This is a genomic window from Actinoplanes campanulatus, assembly GCF_014647795.1.
GTDB lineage: Bacteria > Actinomycetota > Actinomycetes > Mycobacteriales > Micromonosporaceae > Actinoplanes > Actinoplanes campanulatus.
In genome coordinates this window covers 30,488-51,210 of sequence record NZ_BMPW01000040.1, presented here as the reverse complement: position 1 = coordinate 51,210, position 20,723 = coordinate 30,488, and the positions used below count along the sequence as shown (strand labels likewise).

The 20,723-nt window shown below is 70.7% G+C and carries 22 protein-coding genes; 11 read left to right on the top strand and 11 right to left on the bottom strand.

The window, feature by feature from the left end; all coding sequences use genetic code 11:
- Window positions 1–145: 145 nt before the first annotated feature.
- On the bottom strand, window positions 146–550 hold the full coding sequence (locus tag IEZ13_RS44070; protein ID WP_183217097.1) for a pilus assembly protein CpaE: 405 nt from the start codon (window positions 548–550) through the stop codon (window positions 146–148).
- A 223-nt stretch (window positions 551–773) separates the two neighbouring features.
- On the opposite strand from IEZ13_RS44070, the gene cspE reads away from it, so the two are divergent.
- The gene (gene cspE / locus IEZ13_RS44065) at window positions 774–977 is read left to right on the top strand and encodes a transcription antiterminator/RNA stability regulator CspE (RefSeq protein ID WP_014447450.1); all 204 of its coding nucleotides are present in this window, start codon (window positions 774–776) and stop codon (window positions 975–977) included.
- Window positions 978–1,136: 159 nt separating this feature from the next.
- Here the strand turns inward: cspE and IEZ13_RS44060 are convergent, their stop codons facing one another.
- Window positions 1,137–1,850, bottom strand: a complete 714-nt coding sequence (locus IEZ13_RS44060) for a lysophospholipid acyltransferase family protein (RefSeq protein ID WP_183217095.1) — start codon at window positions 1,848–1,850, stop codon at window positions 1,137–1,139.
- A 106-nt stretch (window positions 1,851–1,956) separates the two neighbouring features.
- Here IEZ13_RS44060 and IEZ13_RS44055 point away from each other — a divergent pair, with 106 nt between their 5' ends.
- Entirely contained in the window at window positions 1,957–2,850 is an 894-nt protein-coding gene (locus tag IEZ13_RS44055) for a hypothetical protein (protein ID WP_183217093.1), read from the top strand.
- A gap of 6 nt (window positions 2,851–2,856) precedes the next feature.
- Here IEZ13_RS44055 and IEZ13_RS44050 read toward each other — a convergent pair whose 3' ends face one another.
- From IEZ13_RS44050 to IEZ13_RS44035, 4 genes are read right to left on the bottom strand one after another with little or no spacing between them, the layout of a single operon-like run.
- Window positions 2,857–3,729, bottom strand: a complete 873-nt coding sequence (locus tag IEZ13_RS44050) for an ABC transporter permease (protein ID WP_183217091.1) — start codon at window positions 3,727–3,729, stop codon at window positions 2,857–2,859.
- Window positions 3,719–4,465, bottom strand: a complete 747-nt coding sequence (locus IEZ13_RS44045) for an ABC transporter ATP-binding protein (protein WP_183217089.1) — start codon at window positions 4,463–4,465, stop codon at window positions 3,719–3,721. The genes IEZ13_RS44050 and IEZ13_RS44045 overlap by 11 nt, the downstream gene beginning before the upstream one ends.
- Before the next feature lie 33 nt (window positions 4,466–4,498).
- Window positions 4,499–5,569 carry an ABC transporter substrate-binding protein gene (locus tag IEZ13_RS44040; RefSeq protein WP_183217072.1) on the bottom strand — a complete coding sequence of 357 codons (1,071 nt, stop codon included), beginning with the start codon at window positions 5,567–5,569 and terminating at the stop codon, window positions 4,499–4,501.
- Window positions 5,570–5,577: 8 nt separating this feature from the next.
- Window positions 5,578–5,991 carry an RrF2 family transcriptional regulator gene (locus IEZ13_RS44035; RefSeq protein WP_183217069.1) on the bottom strand — a complete coding sequence of 138 codons (414 nt, stop codon included), beginning with the start codon at window positions 5,989–5,991 and terminating at the stop codon, window positions 5,578–5,580.
- A 191-nt stretch (window positions 5,992–6,182) separates the two neighbouring features.
- On the opposite strand from IEZ13_RS44035, the gene IEZ13_RS44030 reads away from it, so the two are divergent.
- The 4 genes from IEZ13_RS44030 to IEZ13_RS44015 are packed head-to-tail and all read left to right on the top strand — an operon-like array spanning window position 6,183 to window position 10,686.
- Window positions 6,183–7,490: a M16 family metallopeptidase gene (locus tag IEZ13_RS44030; RefSeq protein ID WP_183217067.1), complete on the top strand. Its 1,308-nt coding sequence runs from the start codon at window positions 6,183–6,185 to the stop codon at window positions 7,488–7,490.
- The gene (locus IEZ13_RS44025; protein WP_183217065.1) at window positions 7,487–8,803 is read left to right on the top strand and encodes a M16 family metallopeptidase; all 1,317 of its coding nucleotides are present in this window, start codon (window positions 7,487–7,489) and stop codon (window positions 8,801–8,803) included. Before IEZ13_RS44030 ends, IEZ13_RS44025 begins: the two co-directional genes overlap by 4 nt.
- A complete protein-coding gene (gene nudC, locus IEZ13_RS44020) occupies window positions 8,800–9,747 on the top strand; it encodes an NAD(+) diphosphatase (protein WP_183217063.1) in 948 nt (315 codons plus the stop codon). Before IEZ13_RS44025 ends, nudC begins: the two co-directional genes overlap by 4 nt.
- 57 nt (window positions 9,748–9,804) lie before the next feature.
- A complete protein-coding gene (locus IEZ13_RS44015; RefSeq protein WP_183217061.1) occupies window positions 9,805–10,686 on the top strand; it encodes a phytanoyl-CoA dioxygenase family protein in 882 nt (293 codons plus the stop codon).
- A gap of 33 nt (window positions 10,687–10,719) precedes the next feature.
- Here IEZ13_RS44015 and IEZ13_RS44010 read toward each other — a convergent pair whose 3' ends face one another.
- Window positions 10,720–10,962 carry a mycoredoxin gene (locus IEZ13_RS44010; RefSeq protein WP_183217059.1) on the bottom strand — a complete coding sequence of 81 codons (243 nt, stop codon included), beginning with the start codon at window positions 10,960–10,962 and terminating at the stop codon, window positions 10,720–10,722.
- A gap of 83 nt (window positions 10,963–11,045) precedes the next feature.
- Between IEZ13_RS44010 and IEZ13_RS44005 the strand changes: the two genes are divergently transcribed.
- The 3 genes from IEZ13_RS44005 to IEZ13_RS43995 all read left to right on the top strand — a co-directional run bounded on the left by IEZ13_RS44005 (window position 11,046) and on the right by IEZ13_RS43995 (window position 14,150).
- Window positions 11,046–13,184 (top strand): ATP-dependent DNA helicase UvrD2, encoded by a 2,139-nt coding sequence (locus IEZ13_RS44005; protein ID WP_183217057.1) that lies wholly within the window; start codon window positions 11,046–11,048, stop codon window positions 13,182–13,184.
- A gap of 123 nt (window positions 13,185–13,307) precedes the next feature.
- On the top strand, window positions 13,308–13,643 hold the full coding sequence (locus IEZ13_RS44000; protein WP_183217055.1) for a hypothetical protein: 336 nt from the start codon (window positions 13,308–13,310) through the stop codon (window positions 13,641–13,643).
- Window positions 13,644–13,787: 144 nt separating this feature from the next.
- A complete protein-coding gene (locus IEZ13_RS43995) occupies window positions 13,788–14,150 on the top strand; it encodes a WhiB family transcriptional regulator (protein WP_183217053.1) in 363 nt (120 codons plus the stop codon).
- Window positions 14,151–14,424: 274 nt separating this feature from the next.
- Here IEZ13_RS43995 and IEZ13_RS43990 read toward each other — a convergent pair whose 3' ends face one another.
- The 3 genes from IEZ13_RS43990 to IEZ13_RS43980 all read right to left on the bottom strand — a co-directional run bounded on the left by IEZ13_RS43990 (window position 14,425) and on the right by IEZ13_RS43980 (window position 17,320).
- Window positions 14,425–15,771, bottom strand: a complete 1,347-nt coding sequence (locus IEZ13_RS43990; RefSeq protein ID WP_183217051.1) for an ABC1 kinase family protein — start codon at window positions 15,769–15,771, stop codon at window positions 14,425–14,427.
- Window positions 15,772–15,798: 27 nt separating this feature from the next.
- Entirely contained in the window at window positions 15,799–16,935 is a 1,137-nt protein-coding gene (locus tag IEZ13_RS43985; protein ID WP_183217049.1) for a hypothetical protein, read from the bottom strand.
- 223 nt (window positions 16,936–17,158) lie between these two features.
- Complete coding sequence (locus IEZ13_RS43980) at window positions 17,159–17,320, bottom strand: DUF5679 domain-containing protein (RefSeq protein WP_183217047.1); 162 nt, start codon at window positions 17,318–17,320, stop codon at window positions 17,159–17,161.
- A gap of 498 nt (window positions 17,321–17,818) precedes the next feature.
- Here IEZ13_RS43980 and IEZ13_RS43975 point away from each other — a divergent pair, with 498 nt between their 5' ends.
- Entirely contained in the window at window positions 17,819–18,349 is a 531-nt protein-coding gene (locus IEZ13_RS43975) for a M48 metallopeptidase family protein (protein WP_183217045.1), read from the top strand.
- Between the two features lie 432 nt (window positions 18,350–18,781).
- A complete protein-coding gene (locus IEZ13_RS43970) occupies window positions 18,782–19,378 on the top strand; it encodes a hypothetical protein (RefSeq protein WP_183217044.1) in 597 nt (198 codons plus the stop codon).
- A 73-nt stretch (window positions 19,379–19,451) separates the two neighbouring features.
- Here the strand turns inward: IEZ13_RS43970 and IEZ13_RS43965 are convergent, their stop codons facing one another.
- Window positions 19,452–20,687 carry a zinc-dependent metalloprotease gene (locus IEZ13_RS43965; RefSeq protein WP_183217042.1) on the bottom strand — a complete coding sequence of 412 codons (1,236 nt, stop codon included), beginning with the start codon at window positions 20,685–20,687 and terminating at the stop codon, window positions 19,452–19,454.
- Between the last annotated feature and the right edge of the window lie 36 nt (window positions 20,688–20,723).

Sequence of the window (20,723 nt, the reverse complement as noted above, 5' to 3'; positions counted from 1 at the left end):
TTTCAGCCCGGAACGGGCCGCCCGCCAGCGGCGAAAAAACTCAGCCCGGCGGGCGCGTCGCGGGCGCGCCCCGGCAGATGATCGCGGGGTGCCGCGGGACGGGGTGGATTCGGCGGGTTCGAGGTCGTCCGTACCGGAAAGGGGTTCAGAAGGCCGCCGCCAGGACGTGCAGGAGGGCGGCCGCGTAGGCCTCCTCGGCGTGGGCGGCCGTGAAGGTGTGTTCCTGGCCGAGCAGTTCGACGCGGACCAGGTGGCCGCCGGGCTCTCGGCGCAGCTCGCGGAAGGTGCCGCCGAGCAGCTCCCGGAGCTGATCCTCGCGTGGCAGCCAGAGCGCCTCGCCCAGATCGACGTCGTCGAGCGCCCACTCGGTGGTGCCGTTGAAGGCGATGATTCGTCCCTCCGGGCGGTCGTGCACCTGGATCAGCATGTTGCTGAGCACGAACAGCTCGTCGTCCAGATCCCGGTCCGGGATGGCGAAACGGTCGCCGAGCTGTGGCTTCCAGGCCAGTCCGGCGGCCTTGAGCTGCCGCGCCACTTGTACGCCGAGCACTTCGCGACCCCTATTCCCGTGCTACGCTGGCCCACGTTGTCAGTTTGGTTCCCAAGTACTCAGGAGCGCCTGTGGGGAAGTCTGCCCCAGGCGCTCTTTGTCGTAACCCGGGTTTCTCCGGTCGGGCGATCAGTACGACAGCACGAGACCCACAGAATGCGGGTCTTATTACCTCGTTCCCGTCCATAATGGTCGGGAATGATCGATCGTCGAGGAGACGAGCATGGTTACCGGTGTTGTGAAGTGGTTCAACGCGGACAAGGGCTTCGGGTTCATCACCCCGGACGACGGCGGTGCCGACGTCTTCGCCCACTTCTCCGCGATCCAGATGTCGGGCTACCGCTCCCTGGAGGAGAACCAGCGGGTGGAGTTCGAGGTGACCCAGGGCCAGAAGGGTCCGCAGGCGGCCAACATCCGTTCTGTCTGACTCACGCTGAGCCTCGGCCGCGGCTAGCGGCCGGCACCGAGTGAGGTCGGCGCCGTACCCGGTCAGGGTGCGGCGCCGATGCCGTTCCGGGGCCCTTCACGTATCGAGGGCCCCCGGCGCGCCGGAAGCCCTCGATGGTCGTTTTCGGTCAGGTGGGGCCTAGGCGGCCGTGCCGCTGGGCAGCGGGGCGGTGCCGCCCAGGTGGGCCGGCAGCCACCAGCGGTCGTCCGGGCCGGAGGGCTTCGCCGGGTACGCCCGCTGGACCGCGTCGAGCAGCCCGGTGAGCCGCTCCTTCAGGATCGCGGTGATCGCCTCGGGGTTGGCGTCCGCGGTGACCTCGATCGCTTCGCCGATCTTGATGAGGACCGGCACGTGTCGCTTGGTCAGCTCCTTCTTGCGGCCCTTGGTCCAGAGTCGGTGCGGACCCCAGACGGCCATCGGGATGAGCGGCACCCCGGCCTCCTGGGCCATCCGGGCGGCGCCCGACTTCAGCGTCTTCACGGTGAAGGACTCGCTGATCGTCGCCTCCGGGAAGACGCCGACGATCTCGCCGCCGCGCAGCGACTCGATGGCGTGCTTGAAGGCGGCGGTGCCGGCCTTGCGGTCGACCGGGATGTGCCGCATGCCGCGCATCAGCGGGCCACTGATCTTGTGGTCGAAGACCTGCTTCTTCGCCATGAACCGGACCAGCCGCTTGGCGGGCTGGCAGCCCAGGCCGCAGTAGATGAAGTCCAGGTAGCTGGAGTGGTTACTGGCCAGCACCGCCCCGCCGCTTGTCGGGATGTGCTCGGCGCCCTCGACTTCGATCTTGTTGTCGAGCACGCGGAACATCGTCTTGGCGAGGGCGACGACCGGGGGATACACCAGTTCCATGGCAGCACGGTAGCCGACGTTTCCGGGATCGGCGTAGGTCGGCCGGACAAACCCGGCGGGCCTACCGGCTCATGGGATGTCGGCGCCGGTGGTGTTCACTGGAGTCATGACCGATGCGCGTCCTGATCCGTCCCCATGGGCATCGGGGATGGTCACCGCGTACGGCGTACCCGCGCAGTCTCCGCCGCAGCCGCCCGCCCCGCCGGAGGCGCCTCCGCCGGACGGGCCACGACGGCGCCGGCGGCAGTTGATGATCTTCGGTGGCGTCGCCGGGGCGATCGTGGCGATCGGTCTCACCGTCCTGCTGATCGTGGTCGTGGGCGGCGACGGCCATCCGTTCGGGTCGAAGGCCGGCCCACCGGCCGATGTGCGGCCGCCGCTGGCGCAGGCTTGCCCGGCGCCCACGGCCGCGCCGAGCGGTGCCCCCACGGCCGCGCCGAGCGGTGCCCCCACGGCCGCGCCGAGCGCGCCGCCGCCGGTCGCCGGGGAGCGCACGGTCGACGACGTCGCCGGCATCTCCTACCAGCGGTACGGCGCCCCCTGGGAGACCTGGACCGACGTCTGGGAGGCGGGGACGCTGCGGGTGCCCTACCGGGTCGGGCAGCATTTCGTGACCGAGGTCTACAGCGGCGGCAGCTACCACGCCTCGATCCTGTCGGCGGCGGTGCCGGCGGCCGACAACGACGCCGTCACGCTGGATCTGGAGTGTGTCGGGCGGCAGGTCGCGGCGGACGTGCGGGCCGAGTACTACCCGCAGCCGAACCGGATGGAGCCGCTGCGCGACGAGGTGACGACGCTGGGCGGGCGGCCCGCCTGGGTGAGCCAGTTCCGGCTGCGCTTCTCCGAAGCCGGGCTGACCGCCACCGAGGAGCTGTCCGCGGTGGCGGTCATCGACGTCGGGAAACCGACGGCCGCGATCCTGTACGTCTCGGTGCCCGGCACCCACAAGCAGTTCGACCATGTCATCGACGAGGTGCTCGAGTCGGTCCGGCCGCTCTAGACCTCTCTAGTTGCCGGTCAGGCCCCAGCGCTTGCGCAGGGCGTTGTCCGCCGTGTTGAACAGGATGTCGATCAGAATGCCGATGATCAGCACGACGATGATGTAGCTGATCACCAGCGAGGCCTCGTGCAGGTCCCGGGCGTTCTGCATGCGGGCGCCGACGGACAGCGCGCCCGGCACGATGACCAGCAGCTCACCGGCCATCAGGCTGCGCCAGGAGAACGCCCAGCCCTGCTTGAGCCCGGAGATGAAGGACGGCAGCGACGCCGGCAGGATCAGGTGCCGGTATTTGGACAGGCCCTTCATGCCCAGCACCTGGCCGACCCGCAGCCAGGTCCGCGGCACGTAGTCGATGCCGCTGATCAGGCCGTTCGCCACCGAGGGCGCGGCACCGATGACCACCACGAACATGATGGCGCTCTCGCTGAGCTGGAAGAGCAGGATGGCCAGCGGAAACCACATGATCGACGGCATGGTCTGCAGGCCGGTGATCAGCGAGCCGATCGCGGCCCGCAGCGGGGCGAACCGGGAGACCGCCGCGCCGATCACGGTGCCGATGGCGACCGCGAGCAGGAAGCCGGTGAAGGCCCGCGTCAGGGTCAGCCGTACGCCGTCCCAGAAGTCCGGCGTGGTGGCCAGCTCCTTCAGGTCGGCGAACACGTCGACCGGGCCGGGCAGCACGTAGGTGGGCTTCCACTCGGAGAGCACCACGAGCTGCCAGGCGGCGATCGCGATGGCGACGGCCAGCAGCTTGGGCCAGGCGCTGTTCCAGATCCGCCGGCCGCGGTCGCCCTTCTCCGGCCGGGGTGCGAGTTCCAGCGCGTCGAGGCCGCTGACCTCGTCGGCCGTCTTGTCGGCGGTGACGACCTCAGTTGGCATGACGGGCGACCTCCGCACGAAGCCGGTCGGTGATCTCGGCGGCCTGGGCGGCCACCTCGGTCGAGTCGATACGCCGCGGGCGCGGGTGATCGATCTTGAAGTCTTCGAGGACCCGGCCCGGCCGGCTGCTCAGCAGGACGACCCGGTCCCCGAGCCGGACCGCCTCCCGGACGTTGTGCGTCACGAAGAGGACGGTGAGCTCCTGCTCACGCCAGATCCGCTCGAGCTCGTCGTGCAGGATGTCGCGGGTCATCGCGTCCAGGGCGCCGAACGGTTCGTCCATCAGCAGGACGTCGGCGTTCTGGGCCAGGGCCCGGGCCAGCGCCACCCGCTGCCGCATGCCGCCGGAGAGCTCGTGCGGCCGCTTGCCGCCGAAACCGCCCAGCCGGACGATCTCCAGCAGCTCCTGCGCCCGCTTGCGGCGGTCGGCCCGGCCGACGCCCCGCAGGCGCAGCGCCAGCTCGACGTTGCCGGCCACCGACAGCCAGGGGAAGAGGGCGGCCTCCTGGAACATCAGGGCGACGTGCTTGCCGTTGATCTCCAGGGTCCCGCCGGTGATCTTGTCCAGGCCCGCCACCAGGGACAACAGCGTGCTCTTGCCGCACCCGGACGCACCGAGGAGGCAGACGAACTCGCCCTTGTCGACGGTGAGTGAGACGTGGTCGAGGGCGAGCAGCGCATTGCTGCCCGAACCGTACTGTTTGGTGACGTCGTCGATCCGCACTACCGTGCTCATGCTCGCCCTCCCATCACTCGAAGAATCAGTTCGTCAGGCCGCGGCGTCGCTGACCGCGGACTGGCCCTCGGCCTTGAGCACCTCGTTGAGCAGGGTCAGGTCGTAGATGCCCTTGAGGTCGACCGGGTCCAGCAGGTCCACCGACTCGGCGTTCTTCGCGCTGGTGTACAGCGAGGAGGCGATCGGGTCGTGGGTGAACTTCAGGTTCTTGAACGCGGACGCGAGGATCTCCGGCTTGAGCGCCTTGCCGGACAGCTTCTCGATCTGGGCGTTCGCGGCGGCCTGCGCCTCGGCGTTGCTGGTCTCGATGAACTTGACCGACTTGACGTGGCCCTGGATCAGCTTCTTGACCGTGCCCGGGTACTTCTTCAGGAACTCCTGGCTGACGATCAGGTGCGTGGTGACGAACTCGCCGTTCGGCCACAGGGTCTTCTCGTCGACGAGCAGCTTGCCCTTGGACTCGAGGATCAGCCGGCTCAGGTTGGGCTCGGGCACCCAGGCGCCGTCGATCGCGCCCTGGGCGAAGGCCTGGAGTGCGGTCGCGTTGTCCTGCGGCAGCACCGAGACGTCGCCGCCGCCCTGCTTGTCGGCGTTCAGGCCGTTCTGCTTCAGCCAGGCGCGCAGCGCCACGTCCTGGGTGTTGCCCAGTTGCGGGGTGGCGATCTTCTTGCCCTTGAGGTCGGCCGGGGTGTTGATGCCCTCCTTGACCACCAGGCCGGCGCCACCCGAGGTGCTGCCGGCGACGATCTTCAGCGCCTGGCCCTTGGACTCGGACCAGCCGTTGATCGCCGGGTTCGGGCCGATGTAGGTCGCGTCGATCGCGCCGGAGAAGAGCGCCTCGATCGCGGCTGGGCCGGCGTTGAAGGTCTTCTCCTCCAGCTTGGTGCTGCCCAGGGCCTCGGTGAAGAAGCCCTTGTTGACGCCGACCAGGGCCGGCGCGTGGGTGATGTTCGGGAAGTAGCCCAGACGGATGGTTTCGGCCTCGGCGGTGCCGGAGCCGGCCGCGGCTGGGGTCTCCTCGTCCGAACCGCAGGCGGCGAGAGCGGTCGAGGCCAGAACGGCGGCGGTGGCGAAGGCGAGCGCGCGTATGGTGCGGGAGCTCATGCTCACTCCTAGTTTCGTTTCACTGAGGTGCTGGAGAGTTCGGCCAGGGTCTTGTGGTCGACCACGCCCTCGATGGCCGCCTCGACGGCCACCCACACGTCATGCAGCGCCGTCGCCGCACCGTGGTAGGTCGCCGTGGACGTGGGCAGGCCGCGAACCGTGGTGAGGGCCCCGCCGACGGCGCGTACGACGTCGCCGACGGTGATCTCCTCGGCCGGGCGGGCCAGCGCGTATCCGCCGTCCACCCCGCGATGGCTGTGCAGCAGCCCGGCGCGGCGCAGATCGAGCAGGATGCCTTGGAGGAAGCTCAGCGGGATCTCCTGGGCGGCCGCCAGTCCGGCGGCCTTGACCAGGTGCGGGTGTTCCGCGGTGACCGCGAGCATCGCGCGTACGGCGTAGTCCGTGCGTGCCGAGACATACACGACGCGCGCCCCCTTTCCCGTGTTCACCTATCTGATGGATGGGAATACTGGGCCATGTGGGGTTGGTGCGTCAAGTCCATCCCAGGGGTGATGTCCCCGTCCGATTCGCGGCAGAAGATCGGGAACGGATATTGATGTATTTACCCGGCGTCGCCACTCGACTACGGAGCAGCGTCCGCTAGATTCGTACCGTGGCGCCCAGAATCAAGATCCCCGCGACGAAATACCCGGTCGAGCGGTTCACTCTCGGCAACGGTCTGCGCGTGGTCCTCTCCCCGGATCGCAGCGCCCCCGTGGTCGGTGTGGCAGTCGTCTACGACGTCGGCATCCGCAGCGAGCCGGAAGGCCGCACCGGGTTCGCCCACCTCTTCGAGCACCTGATGTTCCAGGGCTCGGAGAACCTGGAGAAGCTGGCGCACTTCCGCCACGTGCAGGGCGCGGGCGGCAGTTTCAACGGCTCCACCCACCTGGACTACACCGACTACTTCGAGGTGCTGCCCTCCGGCGGCCTCGAGCGCGCGCTCTTCCTCGAGGCCGACCGCATGCGCGGCCCGCGGCTCACCGAGGAGAACCTGCGCAACCAGGTCGACGTGGTCAAGGAGGAGATCCGGGTCAACGTGCTGAACCGGCCGTACGGCGGGTTCCCGTGGCTCAAGTTGCCACCGGTGATGTTCGAGACCTTCCCGAACGCGCACGACGGATACGGCTCGTTCGAGGACCTGGAGAGCGCCACGGTCGAGGACGCGCAAGGGTTCTTCGACCGCTACTACGCCTGCGGCAACGCGGTGCTGTCGGTGGCCGGCGACTTCGACGTGGCCGAGGCGACCGCCATGATCGAGCGGCACTTCGGTGACGTGCCCGCCCGTCCCGCCCCGCGGCTGCCCGACTTCTTCGAGCCGGACCTGACGGCGGAGCGCCGGGAGTCGTACGTAGATCGCATCGCCCCGCTGCCCGCGGTGGCCGGCGGCTGGCGTGTGCCGGACCCGATCGCGACCTTCGACGACTACCTGCCGTTCGTGGTGCTCGCCGAGGTGCTCACCGACGGTGACGCCTCCCGGCTCGTGGAGCGCCTGGTCCAGCGGGACCGGACGGCTACCACCCTGGGCGGCTACATCGGCTTCATGGGCGACGAGTACCAGGTGCGCAACCCCACCGCGCTGCTGCTCCAGGCCCACCTGCCGCCCGGCGGCGACGCCGACAAGGTGCTGCGGACCATCGACGAGGAGCTGGACCGGCTCGCCGCCGACGGTCTCAAGCCGGGCGAGCTGGACCGCACCCAGGCCCGGATGGCGACCCGCCTGCTGCACGGCACCGACGACGTGCTCGGCCGGGCGCTGCCGATGGCCGTGCTGGAGTTGCAGCGCGGCCGCCCCGAGATGCTGAACGACCTGCCCAAGCTGATCAGCGAGGTGCGTGCGGAGCAGATCGTCGCCGCCGCGGCCACCCTGCGGCCCGAGCGCCGCGCCTCCGTCGAAGTGATCCCGGGAGCTTCCGCGTGACCAAGACCCTGCCCGACCTGGTGCCGGACGCCGAACTGAACCTGCCGTTGGAGAGGGAGCGCACGCTCGCCAACGGCCTCACCGTGATCGCCATCCGCCGGTCCGCCGTGCCGCTGGTCGAGGTGCGGCTGCGAATCCCGTTCGGGCGGGCGCCGCTGGCCCCGGCCACCCTGCTGTCGCAGGCCCTGCTCACCGGCACCAGCGCCATGTCGAGCATCGACATCGCGGCCGAGTTGCAGGCCGTCGGCGGCAGCCTGGCCGCCGGGCTCGACCCGGACCGCCTGCTGATCAGCGGCAACGCCCTCGCCGACGGGCTCGACCGGACCCTGGAGCTGCTCGCCGGGGTGCTCACCGGCGCCGCCTACCCGGAGACCGAGGTGGCCACCGAACGGGAGCGGCTGGTCGACCACATCCAGGTCGCCCTCAGCCAGCCCGGCCACCTGGCCCGGGCGGCGCTGCTCAGCCGGATGTACGGCGCCCATCCGTACGCGGTGCAGACCCCCGGCCCGGAGGAGGTCCGCGCCGTCGAGCCGGCCGCCCTGCGCGAGCTGCACGCCGAGCGGGTCCGCCCGGACGGCGCGGTGCTGGTGCTCGTCGGCGACATCGACCCGGAGCAGGCCATCGACACCGCCGACAAGATCCTCGGCGGCTGGACCGGCAGCGCCCCGGACGGGACCATCCCGGCGACCCCCGCGCTGGAGACCGGCCCGCTGCTGCTCGTCGACCGGCCCGGCTCGGTGCAGTCCTCGCTGCGGATCGCCCTGCCCGCGCTCACCCGCACCGACCCCGACTACGCCGCCCTCTACCTGGCCAACCTGGTCTTCGGCGGCTACTTCTCGTCCCGCTGGACGGAGAACATCCGGGAGGACAAGGGCTACACCTACGGGTCGTACTCGTCGATCGAGCACTTCGTCGCCGGGTCCGCCCTGGTCGCGGCCGCCGAGGTGGCCACCGAGGTGACCGGCCCGTCCCTGCTCGAGACGCAGTACGAGCTGGGCCGCATCGCCAGCCTCGCCCCCGGTGAGGAGGAGCTGGAGCAGGCCCGCCGGTACGCCCTCGGAGCCCTCCGCCTCAACATGTCCACCCAGGCCGGCCTGGCCGGGCTGGCCAGCATCTACGCCGGCTTCGGGCTGCGCCTCAACCACCTGCGCGACTACTCGGCGGCGCTGTCGGCCGCCACCCGTGAGGAGGTCGCCGCCGCGGCCGCGAAGTACCTCGCCCCGTCCCGCGCGGTGACCGTCGTCCTGGGCGACGCCGAGCGGATCGAGGCACAGCTCGCCGCGCTGACCGCCGTGGAGCGCGGCGCAGCGTGACCAGCTCCGAAGAACCGGGCGGCCCACCGCTCGCCCGGACCACCCTCGACCGTGCCGCCCACCGCCGCAAGGACGAGGACTGGCTCGCCGCCGCCTGGGACCGTGGCCAGGTCGTCGTGGTGGACCTGGCCAAGGGCGGCCGGGCGCTGGTCACCGACCGTTCCGACGGCGGCTCCGCGCTGGTCCTGGTGCCGCCGTCGGAGGCGCCGGAGGGGGAGCGCTGGTTCCTCGGCACCGGCCCGGACGGCACCCCGTTCTGGGCCGTCGACGCACCGCTCACGGCGGGCGACGGCACCCGGTCCATGGATCTGCGCTCGGTCGGGCACCTGCTCGACGCCCGCGACACCGGCCTGCTGACCACCGCGGTCGCCCTCGGGAACTGGCACCGCAGTCACCAGTTCTCCCCGCGTACCGGGAAACCGACCGTCGCGGTGGAGGCGGGGTGGGCGCGAGTCGACCCGGACGGCGGCCTGATGTGGCCGCGGACCGACCCGGCGATGATCATTCTGGTGCACGACGGCGTACCGGGGCCGGCCGGCCGCTGCCTGCTCGGGCACAACGCGGCCTGGCCGCCCCGGCCGGACGGCAGCCGGCGTTTCTCCTGCCTGGCGGGCTTCGTCGAGGCCGGCGAGTCGGCCGAGGCCGCGGTCGCCCGCGAGGTGTACGAGGAGGTAGGCGTCCACCTCTCCGAGATCCGGTACGAGGGCAGCCAGTCCTGGCCGTACCCCGGCTCGCTGATGCTCGGCTTCCACGGCATCGCCGATCCGGCCCGGCCACTGGTCCTGGACCCGGAGGAGATCGACGAGGCGCACTGGTTCACCCGGGAGGCGGTCGCGAAGATGGTCGCCGGCGACGGCACGCCGGCCCTGCCGATGAACTCGTCGATCGCCTTCTACCTGATCGAGAAGTGGCTCCACGAGGATCCGGAAACTTTTTCCGGTTAGGCGGCAACCAATCCGAGGGTTCATCGCGTCTTCCTTTCAAAGACGAAGGGGGAAGCGATGACTCAGGTGGAGGCGCCGGCGTGGACGCCGATGTCCGCGGAGGAGCGGGAGGCGTTCGATCGCGACGGCTACATCGTCGTGCCGTCGGTGCTGAGTGAGAGCGAGATCGAGGCCGGCCGGGCCGCGATCCTGGGGTACTACGAGAAGTGCAAGGCCGAGGGCAAGCTCAGCGCGACCGGTGCGCTGCACCAGCTGTCGCCGATCGCTCACGTGCCCGAGCTGGCCTTCCTGATCGACCACCCCAAGGCTTTCAAGTACATCTGGTCGCTGCTCGGGTGGAACCTGCACATCTACCACTCGCACATCGACGTCCACCCCCAGCTGCACGAGCAGCAGAAGGAGTGGTGGCACTGGCACCAGGACGGCGGCCGCCAGAACCGGGAGATCGAGACAGACCCGCGCCCGATGCTGTCGGTCAAGCTGGCGTACTGGTTCTCCGACGTGAGCGAGACCGGCCGGGGCAACTTCACCGTGCTGCCGGGCAGCCACAAGACCAACTGGCTGCCCGGCCCGAAGAGCCGCGGCCTGCCGTTCCCGCAGCCGGAGGGCGCGACCCAGATCACCGCGAACGCCGGTGACCTGGTCGTCTTCGACCGCCGCATCTGGCACGCCCGGTCGGACAACTACTCCGACATCACCCGTGTCGGCGCGTTCTTCGGCTACACCCCGCGGTGGATCGCGATGCGCGACGAGAATGCGGACCTGCCGAACACGCCGGCCTGGGCGAATCTCAACGAGGTGCAGAAGCAGCTCCTCGGCGGCTTCGGCAACGGCGACGGTGACCACCAGTGGGGCCACTACCCGGAGACCACGCCGCTCTACGGCGCCCTCAAGGAGCGGGGTCTGCTCGACTCCAGCATCCCGGCGCTGATCCCGTAAAGGTTCGGGAGGGGCCCGGCCCCTCCCGAAACCTCAGGCCGCGATGGCGGCGAGGTGCTGCTTCACCTGGACGATCGACGGGTTCGTCAGCGCCGAACCGTCCGCGAACCTCAGCGTCGGCACGGTCTGGTTGCCCCCGTTGACGCTGCGCACGAACGCGGCCGAGGCCTCGTCCTGCTCGATGTCGACGACGTCGTAGGTGATGCCCTCGCGGTCGAGCTGCGACTTGAGGCGGTGGCAGTACCCACACCAGGACGTCGAGTACATGGTCAGCATCGGTCAGGGCTCCTTCGATACAGGTCACACGGTGGTGCGTCTGACAAGCACAACACCCCGTACGGGTGTCATGATTCCCTACCGTGCGGACTGAAGGGGTGCTGGCCGGGCTGGATCCGGAGCAGCGGACGGCGGTGACGGCCCCCGCCGGGCCGGTCTGCATCCTCGCCGGCGCGGGCACCGGCAAGACCCGGGCCATCACCCACCGCATCGCGTACCGGACCCTCTCCGGCGAGATCAGCCCGCGGCACGTGCTGGCGGTGACCTTCACGGCGCGGGCCGCGGCCGAGATGCGGGCCCGGCTCACCGCCCTCGGTACGGCGGGGGTGCAGGCTCGTACCTTCCACGCGGCCGCGCTACGCCAGGTCCGCTACTTCGCCCCGCGGCTGCTCGAGGGCCGGCAGATGCCCGAGCTGATGGAGAGCAAGGTCCGCGTCGTCGGTCTGGCGGCCGCGAAGGCCGGGCTGCGCACCGACCGGGCCGCCGCCCGGGACCTGGCCGGTGAGATCGAGTGGGCCAAGTCCTCCCTGGTCGAGCCGGGGGAGTACCTGGTGGCCGCGGCCAAGGCGATGCGTGAGCCGCCGTTCGAACCGGCCCGGGTGGCCGAGGTGTTCGCCGCCTACGAGTCGCTGAAGCGCCGTCAGGGCGTGATCGACTTCGAGGACATGCTGCGTGCCGCGGTCTGGGGCATCGAGGAGCACCCGGACGTCGCCGAACAGATCCGCGCCCAGTACCGGCACTTCGTCGTCGACGAGTACCAGGACGTCAACCCGCTCCAGCAGCGGCTGCTCGGCGCCTGGCTGGGCGGGCGCGACGACCTCACCGTGGTCGGCGACGCCAGCCAGACCATCTACTCGTTCACCGGCGCCACCTCGGCGTACCTCATCGACTTTCCCCGTCAGCGGCGCGACGCCGTGGTGGTCCGGCTGGTCCGTGACTACCGCTCCACGCCGCAGGTGGTGGGGCTGGCCAACGCGGTGATCCGGCAGGCCCGCGGCACCGAGGCGAAACTGCGCCTGGAGCTGGTCGGGCAGCGGCCGCCCGGGCCGGAGCCGGAACTCAAGATCTTCCCGGACGAGCCGGGGGAGGCGGTCGCGGTGGCCCGGCGATGCCGGGAACTGATCGCGGCCGGCACCCCGGCCAGCGAGATCGCGGTGCTCTTCCGGACCAACGCGCAGTCCGAGGCGTACGAGGAGGCGCTCGCCGAGGCCGAGGTGCCCTACGTGGTCCGGGGCGCCGAGCGGTTCTTCGAGCGTGCCGAGGTTCGGCAGGCGATGGTCGCGCTGCGTGCCGCCGTGCGGTCGGTCCCCGGCGAGACCCCGCTCGTCGAGGCGGTCGTGGAGGCGCTCGCCGCCACCGGATGGAACCGGAGCCAACCCCCGCCGGGCGGTGCGGCACGCGAGCAGTGGGAGGCGCTCGCCGCGCTGGTCACCCTCGCCGAGGAGTACGCCGCCGAGCCGGAGATCCTGCCGATCGGTGAGGCCGGGCGGATCCAGCGGGACGTGTCGCTGTCCACCTTCAACGACGAGCTGGCCCGCCGTGCCGAACAGCAGCACGCGCCCACTGTGGCAGGAGTCACACTGGCTTCGCTGCACTCCGCCAAGGGCCTCGAATGGGACGCCGTGTTCCTTGTCGGGCTCGCCGACGGGACGCTTCCGACGACGTACGCGAAGACCGCTGAGCAGCTGGAGGAGGAGCGCCGCCTGCTCTATGTGGGGGTGACCCGGGCCCGTCACCTACTCTGGCTCTCCTACGGCCAGTCCCGCGCCCCCGGTGGCCGGGCCCGCCGCCCGTGCCGGTTCCTTCCGCAGCTGGAGCGTTCGACGTCCAGGGAACGCACCCCGGTCGATGGAAGTCGGAAACCCGACCGGCGTCCCATCCGGGTGTCCTCGTGTCGGATCTGCGGCGCCACCCTGCTGGCCGGCGCCGACCGCAAACTGGGCCGCTGTCCCACCTGCCCGTCGGACCTCGACGAGGACCTCCACGAGCGTTTGCAGGTGTGGCGCGCGAGCACCGCGGCGGAGCTCAAAGTCCCTGCGTACGTGGTGTTCACCGACGCGACCCTGGTGGCCGTGGCGGAGCGCCGCCCGACCGGCCCGGCGGAGCTGCTGGCGATCGCCGGGATCGGCCCCCGGAAGCTGGGTCAGTACGGCGACGCGGTCTTCGCTCTGGTGGCCGGAGCGAGCCCAGATGATCTTGCGCCGAAAAACTTCGGAAACTAGTGCGTTAATTCGTTTGCCCTCCCGTGTAGGGCAGGCATAGCCTCAGGACACGTCTTGGCGAGCGGTTCGCTTGCTGGGGTTTCTAACCACGAGTGCAAGGTCATGGAGAGGGAGGTGGCAACGATGAAGCTCAACATCACGATGACGATCCCGTCGATGCTGCCGACTGCTGCCTGGCCTCTGTCCGCCTCACTGCCCGCCACCGCCGCTCCGTTGGCGCTGATGGTCGCTGAGCGGACCCCGTCCGAGCTCGTCCGGGCCCTGCCGACCGCGGCAGCGCTCGTCCCGGCTCCGCGGGAGCACCAGGTCCGCGCCCAGGCCGAGCTGGGCAAAGCGACCCTGGTGCGCATGGGTGGAAGCAACGGGACAACTGGTTTCAAGGGCAGCAACATCACCATCTCCGGCAAGCGCTACACGGATGGTGGCAGCGGTGTCCCGCCTCGAGGAAGGCCGGTCTGACAAACAGACCTCCGGCTCACCTCGAGGCCGCGGAACCCAGAAATGGGATCCGCGGCCTCAAATCTTTTTCCGGCCCAACCGGCCGGTGCACGACCCGAAACACGATCCAGAAGATCGAGAAGAAGAGAGAGGTGACCGGGCTTTATGAGTCTGGCGCTGGCCCCGATCGACGTGAGCGTCGACATCGAGGCGAACCTGCCCTGTCGGAAGTTCGACCCGGACCTGTGGTTCTCCGACTCCCCGGCCCAGCTGGAGCTGGCCAAGTCGCTCTGCGGGGACTGCCCGCTGCGCGCCGAGTGCCTGGCCGGTGCGGTCGACCGTGCGGAGCCCTGGGGTGTCTGGGGTGGCGAGATCTTCGAGCGTGGCGCCGTGGTTCCGCGCAAGCGGCCCCGTGGTCGTCCGCGTAAGGCCGACGTCGCTCGCGACGCCGAGCTGGCTGTCGAGGTCGAGGAGCGGCTCGCCGCGAACGGTCTCGACACCCGCAGCTCGGTCCGTCTGGCGGCCTGAGATGCACACCCTCCCCAAGCCCGAGATCGAAATCCGAAAGCCGAGTAACGACATGAACCCGAGTGGAGCCCCGAAGATGAGACTCATCCAAGAAGCGTTGTCCCGTGCCCGAATGCGTCGGCCTCAGAGTGACCGTGCACCTGAGGCTTACCGCTCCGCCCGCCAGATCACCATGGACGCCCGCAGCAGGGCCTCCCGTGATCGCGGCGTCGGGCTCTGATAACCGACCTTGATGGAATGAAACGGCCCGCCCGCAGCAGCGGACGGGCCGTTTTCACGCGATCGGCGCGAAACCCGGTAACCACTCCTCAAGGATCTCGCGATAGGACGCCTCCGCCTCGAGCTGGCAGAGCACTCCGATCGAGCCCAGTGTCACCCGGTGGATGAGCAGGTAGGACGGTGGCAGGTTGAGCCGCCGGCTCAGCTGGTACGCCGGGCCCCGGGGATTGGTCAGCCTCGTCGCCTCCGACCGCAGCCAGCTCCGGGTGAACCGGAACCGCTCGGCCCCCACCGGCTCGATCATCGGCAGCAGGAAGTCGAGCAGCGCCTGGGCGTCGAGATCGTCGGTCGCCTTGACGAAGCCCTCGTCGCGCAACCCGTCGACGACCGCCTGTGCCTGGCCGTCGAGGGCGAGCCGGACCAGCCGGCCGATCGGCTCCGGGTGGCCTTCGGGGAGCCGGGCCACCGCGCCGAAGTCGATGACGCCGAGCCGGCCGTCGGGCAGGATCCGGAAGTTGCCGGGGTGCGGGTCGGCGTGCAGCAGACCGGCCCGGCCGGGAGCCGAGAAGTGCAGGACGGCCATGAGCCGACCCGCCTCGTCCCGCTCGGCCGGCGAGCCACCGGTGATCACCTCGGCCAGCGGGGTGCCGTCCACCCACTCGGTGACCAGGACCCGCGGGGCGGAGGCGACCACCCGGGGCACGAAGATCTCCGGATCGTCCCGGTACGCCTCCGCGAACGCCCGCTGTGTCTCCGCCTCCATCTCGTAGTCGAGCTCCTCGGTGATCCGCTCGCGGAGCTCGGCCAGCAGCGGTTTCACATCGATGCCCGGCTGGATGATTTTGAACATGCCGGCCAGGCGGGAGAGCTGCTTGAGGTCGGCGATCAGGGCGTCGCCTGCGCCCGGGTACTGCACCTTCACGGCCACCGGCAGCAGCTTCGGCTTCGCGTTGCGCCGGGCCGGCGGCAGTTTCCACACGGCCCGGTGCACCTGTCCGATGCTGGCGGCGGCGGCCGGGCCGTCGTCGAACTCGGCGAACCGGTCCCGCCAGTCCGGGCCGAGCTGCTCGGCCAGCGCCTTGTGCACGTTGGCCACCGGCATCGGCGGCGCGGCCTCCTGGAGTTTGGTCAGGGCCTGGCGATAGGGCCCGGCCATCTCCTCGGGCAGCGCGGCCTCGAACACCGACAGGGCCTGGCCGAATTTCATCGCCCCGCCCTTGAGCTGCCCCAGCACGCTGAAGATCTGCTCGGCGGTGCGCTGTTGAATGTCGGCCGAGATGACGTCGGACGCTATGCCGACGGCACGTTTGCCGAGACCGAGGGCGGCACGCCCGGCGAAACCGAGCGGAAGTGCGGCGAGCTTCGCCGTCCGGGAAGCGGCGCGGCGCGGTATGTCCGTCACCAGATCATTGTGACCGACGTCCGGTCCTCACCCCGCCCGCCCGAAGGTGGTTTGGTGGTTATGCGGTGAAGGTCCGGTGAAGGTTGGCCTCCGCCGACCCCTCTGGCAACCACATCGGGGGTGCGGCGGCCAGGTTCGGCGCCGGAACCGGCCGGCCGTGGAGATCTCCACGGCGGCGCCGAGGGTCTCCGGAGCGGCCCCGTCCAGGAAGGCGAGCGCCTCGGCGGTCGCGTAGGCCGTGGCGGCGAGCAGCGTGGTCACCGTGCACGGCTCGATCCCGTCCGGGGCGGCCGGGGGAGCGATCCCGGTCCAGCCGTCGTCCCGATCCTGGCGATGAAGGTCTACGCAGTTCAGACAGGGCGCGCCGGTGGCCGGCACGAGCGGCCCGATCACCCCGGCGCCGTCGCGCACCGTCACGGACAGATGCGGCTGGCGGCGTGCCTGGTGCCCGGCCGCGACGAGGGCGGGCGGTTCGTCGTGGGCCAGCTGGATGACGAGCGAAGCGGGCGTACGCCGGATCGGGTGCACTCCGGTGCCCGGCACGATCCGCTCCAGCGCCGCGGTGACGGCCTCGTGGCGAGGGCTGCCGACGTCGGAGGCGAGCAGCGGGGCGCCGGTGATCTCGGCCGGTCCGACCACCCCGGCCAGATCCGGGAACACGTGCCCCACCCCGGCCTGGGCCAGTGCGACCGCGATGGTCGAGCCCAGCCGGCCCCGGCCGGTGAGCACCACGCGGGCCTCCCGGCGGCGGCGCAGGATCTGTGCGGGCGACGGGCCGGACAGGTCGGCGCCCGGCCCGCGGGAACGGGCGGCGCGACCCAGCGCGAGAGCCGCGGCCTCGGCGGTGAGCTGGTCCCGGACGGCCGACGGCAGGGCGGCGGGCAGCAACGAGGCGGCGGGCAGGACCAGGCCCGCCTCGTGCAGCAGGTCCAGCAGGGCACGGGCGTCGGCCGGTGGGACGTCCAGCTCGGCGGCCCGGACCAGGACCAGCCGCTCGGCCCGGTCGCCGTCCAGCAGATCGAGGAGCCGGGCGGCTCGGGAATCGGGCAGCCGCAGCAGCACCGCGTGCGCGGGATCGAGCCCGAGTTGCAGCTCGCCCTCGGTACGCCAGAAGCGGGACAGACCCGGAACCAGGGTGGGCCGGGGCAGCGGTGTCCGATTCATGCATGACAGGGTGTCACTGCGAAGCTGCGCAGTGGTGATGTTATCCACAGGCCCGGTGACTAGGACTACGGTTGTCCACAGGTTCGGGGCTAGTTATCCACAGGGCGGTCGGGTCCCAGTTGACTCAACGTGTCTGAGTGGACACGGTTACGGGCGGCCGCTCCTCCGTTTCACCGCTCCACCGGGGAGGTGGCCGTGGTGGCTCCTCCCCGGTGGTGGCGGCTCACGCCTTGGCCTTGCCCAGGATCCGGTTCATCGTCGTCCCGCAGACCGGGCACTTGCCCTTGGCCATGTTCATGCCGGTCTTGGAGACCTCCACGTTGCCCTGGAAGTCACGCTTCTCCTTGCACTTGACGCAGTAGCCGTTGTAGGTGGTTTCGGCCACGGTTCCTCCTCGTCGTATCGTCGGCCGCCCGGCCCGGTGCCTCTGTTCGCGGCGGCGGGCGCGAACCTCTCTGCGGCGCTGGACCGCAATGCGGCCACGCGGATGTGGCCACCCCTGTCCGGGTGGTCGTGTGCTCCCCATCCGGGGCGCTCACTTACCCAGGTCAGGACGGTTCCATGTCAGCGCAGTGTCGGCGGTGTCGCCGACGACGTGAGTGTGCCGGTCCTAAGTACCCTTTATAGCCTGTTTTGCCCAGACACGCCGACAATTATCGTCGTAGAGGCATAAACCGGACAGGTAGGCCGGTTGGGTGCTTGAGTCGACGATGGTCTAGGTTGACGGATGTCACCCCTGTTGCCGGTGGGGAAATTTTTTTCGGGTATATGCGGGCGAAGTGCGCATTTTCCGTGACAGTCATTGTCCGTACCCTTGCGGTGACCCCGGTGCGGCGGATTAGCGTCTCAACGTGAACCCGAATCTGGGCCGCGCGAGCCGGTAATGGCCCGCGCGCGCAAGCCTGTCGTGGAAGTGCGGCGCAGTCAGCGCCGGCGACGGACGGTGTCCGCGTATCGCGACGGTGAGCGAGTCGTGGTACTCATCCCGGACCGATTCTCCCGTGCGGAGGAGACGGAGTGGGTGGAGCGCATGCTCGCCCGGCTCGCCGCCCGTGAGGAACGCCTGCGGTGCACGGACGCCGCGTTGCTGGCCCGCGCCCGCCGCCTGACCAGCCGCTACCTGGCTGATCACGCCGACCGGGTGGTGCCGGCCAGCGTGCGCTGGGTGACCAACCAGAACGGGCGCTGGGGTTCCTGCACCCCCGACGACGCGACCATCCGCATCTCCCACCGCATCCAGGAGATGCCCGACTGGGTCATCGACTACGTGCTGCTGCACGAACTCGCCCACCTGGTCGTGCCCAGCCACAACGCCCGCTTCTGGGATCTGGTGAACCGTTTCCCCAAGGCCGAACGCGCCCGCGGCTATCTGGAAGGCGTCTCTGCGGCCGGCACGCTCGTGATGGCCGAATAACCCCATCCATCGGTACGCCTACGCGTCCCCTGGACGGGAGGGTCCCGGCTCGCTGCCCACTCCCGGCCGCGGCGCGCCTGCGGCGTGACGGGCCGGTCCCGCCCGGTGAGATTGCCGTGGTGGGTCACCCTCCGCGCCCCGCCCACGCTGAGCGTCATCTCCCTGAGACAGCCGAGTGGTTCCGGCCGGCTCCAGAGGCTCTCGCTCGTCTTGAAGCAGCTCTGGCTCTGGGGGCTGTCTCGCTCGTCTTGAGGCCGTCTGGCAGCCAGCTGAAGGTCTGGCTGGCTGTGGGGCTGTTTCGAGTGCCCTGAGGCAGCGCTGAGAGCCAGCTGAAGGTTTTGGGTCGGCTGAGTGGGGCGGGGCGGGATCGGCTTCAGCGGGGTGGTTCGGTGTTGCGGGTGGGAACGGGGCGCCGGTCGGTAGGGTGACGGCGTGACGCGGCGGGTGGTTGTGGCGATGCTGGTGCCGGTTCCGTGGAGCCCGCCGGGTGTCGACCTGGTCGCCTGGCGGACCGCCATGGCCGAGGACGTGGTCGATCTGCTCGCCCGGCTGGCCCAGGCGGAGGCCGCGATCGCCGCGGCTCCCGGGGACCGGGCCCTGGCCGAGGAGATCGCCTGGCCGGGGATGCGCATCTACGAGATCCCGGCGCCGACCGTGCTGCCGGTGCTGCGGGCTGCTGCGGAGGACGGTTTCGATCAGGCCGCGGTGATCGCCGCCGACGCCCCGGACGTGCCCGGGATGACGCTGGGCAAGCTGCTCCGCCCGCTCGACGGCAAAGCGGTCGCGGTGGCCGCGGGTGGTCCGGGTGGCGGCCTCTTCGGGGTGGCCACCAGCCTGCCCGCGCCCGAATGGCTGGCCGACCACGACCTGGATCAGGGGTCGGCCCCGGCGTTGCGGAAGACCGCGCCCGCCCCCGGCGAGGTCACCTCCACCCCGCAGTGGCGCCGCCTGCGCGGCCCGGCCGACCTGGCCACCCTCGACCCGGCCCTGGAGGGCTGGGAGAACACTCGCGCCCTCCTCGGCGGCTGAGAATCACCACGCTCGGGGCCGGCGGCTGAGGATCGTCCTGGGCCGGGGCGCCTGGTCGGGCGCCCCGGGCAGGTCAGTCCTCGGTCGGGCCGTCTTCGAGGCCCTCGAGTTCGCTGATGTCCCAGTCGGTGCGGCTGCGCGCGAAGGCGGCCGGGTCGGCGAAGTCGTCGTTGGTGGGCAGCAGGTCGGGGTGGTCCCAGAGGGCGTCCCGGCCGGGGATGCCGCGGTGCTCGGTGACGGCGGCCCACAGGGCGCCGGCCTCGCGCAGACGGCGCGGGCGCAGCTCCAGGCCGACCAGGGCCGCGAAGGTCTGCTCGGCCGGCCCACCGGCGGCCCGGCGGCGGCGGAACGCCTCGCCCAGCGCGGCCACCGACGGCAGACGATCCCCCGCGGCGGCGTCGACCACGTGGCCCACCCAGCCCTCGACCAGGGCGAGCGCGGTCTCCAACCGGGCCAGCCCGGCCTTCTGCTGCGGGGTGTCCTCCGGAGTGAAGATGCCCTCCAGGGCCATCGCCTGCATCGACTCGGGATCGCTCGGGTCGACGCGGCTCATCGCCTCCTCGATGGCCTCCCGGTTGACCGTGATGCCGCTCGCGTACGTCTCCACGGCGCTGAGCACGTGCGCCCGCAGCCACGGGACGTGCCCGAACAGCCGCTGGTGGGCGGCCTCACGCAACGCCACGTACAGCCGGACCTGGTCCTCCGGAAGCTCGAGGCCGGACCCGTACGCCTTGATGTTGGACGGGACCAGCGCGGCCGTGCCGGCCGGACCGAGCGGAAGGCCGATGTCACCGGCCGAGAGGACCTCGGCCGCGAGCTGGCCGAAGGCCTGGCCGAGCTGGCCGCCGAAGAGCGCGCCGCCGAGCGTGGCGACCATCGACTGCATCGGGCCGAGTTGGGCGCGGGCCTCCTCGGGCACCAGGTCGCCCATGGCGCCGACCATGCGGCCGGCGATCGGCTCGCACAGCTTCTTCCAGACGTCGAGAGTGTTGTAGATCCACTCGTTGCGGTTCCACGCCACGGACTTGTGGATGCCGCTGGGAAGCGCGCACACCGGGTCGAGCCAGAGATCGGCGAGGCGGAGCGCCTCTTCGACCTGGTGGCGCTCCAGCATGTTCACCGCTGGGTCACCGGACGCCGAGAGCTGGCTGGCGGCGACCTGTCGAGCCAGGTCCCAGTTGACCGGGCCACTGCCGGGCGCGGCGAACATCTGCTGCAGCTGCGCCATGAACTGCTGCATCTGCTGCGGGTCGGAGGGGTCGGGCGGCTGAGCGCCCGGCAGGGAGAAGCCGAACGGGATATCAGGCACGACCCCCACGGTACGCGCGAAAACCCGGTAGCGGAC

Coding starts and splice junctions, on each gene's coding strand:
- IEZ13_RS44000 (WP_183217055.1), top strand. CDS start 13,308: ATGAAGCTCAACATCACGATGACGATCCCGTCGATGCTGCCGACTGCT.
- IEZ13_RS44055 (WP_183217093.1), top strand. CDS start 1,957: ATGACCGATGCGCGTCCTGATCCGTCCCCATGGGCATCGGGGATGGTC.
- IEZ13_RS44010 (WP_183217059.1), bottom strand. CDS start 10,962: ATGCTGACCATGTACTCGACGTCCTGGTGTGGGTACTGCCACCGCCTC.
- IEZ13_RS44040 (WP_183217072.1), bottom strand. CDS start 5,569: ATGAGCTCCCGCACCATACGCGCGCTCGCCTTCGCCACCGCCGCCGTT.
- IEZ13_RS44015 (WP_183217061.1), top strand. CDS start 9,805: ATGACTCAGGTGGAGGCGCCGGCGTGGACGCCGATGTCCGCGGAGGAG.
- IEZ13_RS43985 (WP_183217049.1), bottom strand. CDS start 16,935: ATGAATCGGACACCGCTGCCCCGGCCCACCCTGGTTCCGGGTCTGTCC.
- IEZ13_RS44050 (WP_183217091.1), bottom strand. CDS start 3,729: ATGCCAACTGAGGTCGTCACCGCCGACAAGACGGCCGACGAGGTCAGC.
- IEZ13_RS44060 (WP_183217095.1), bottom strand. CDS start 1,850: ATGGAACTGGTGTATCCCCCGGTCGTCGCCCTCGCCAAGACGATGTTC.
- IEZ13_RS43995 (WP_183217053.1), top strand. CDS start 13,788: ATGAGTCTGGCGCTGGCCCCGATCGACGTGAGCGTCGACATCGAGGCG.
- IEZ13_RS44045 (WP_183217089.1), bottom strand. CDS start 4,465: ATGAGCACGGTAGTGCGGATCGACGACGTCACCAAACAGTACGGTTCG.
- cspE (WP_014447450.1), top strand. CDS start 774: ATGGTTACCGGTGTTGTGAAGTGGTTCAACGCGGACAAGGGCTTCGGG.
- IEZ13_RS43975 (WP_183217045.1), top strand. CDS start 17,819: ATGGCCCGCGCGCGCAAGCCTGTCGTGGAAGTGCGGCGCAGTCAGCGC.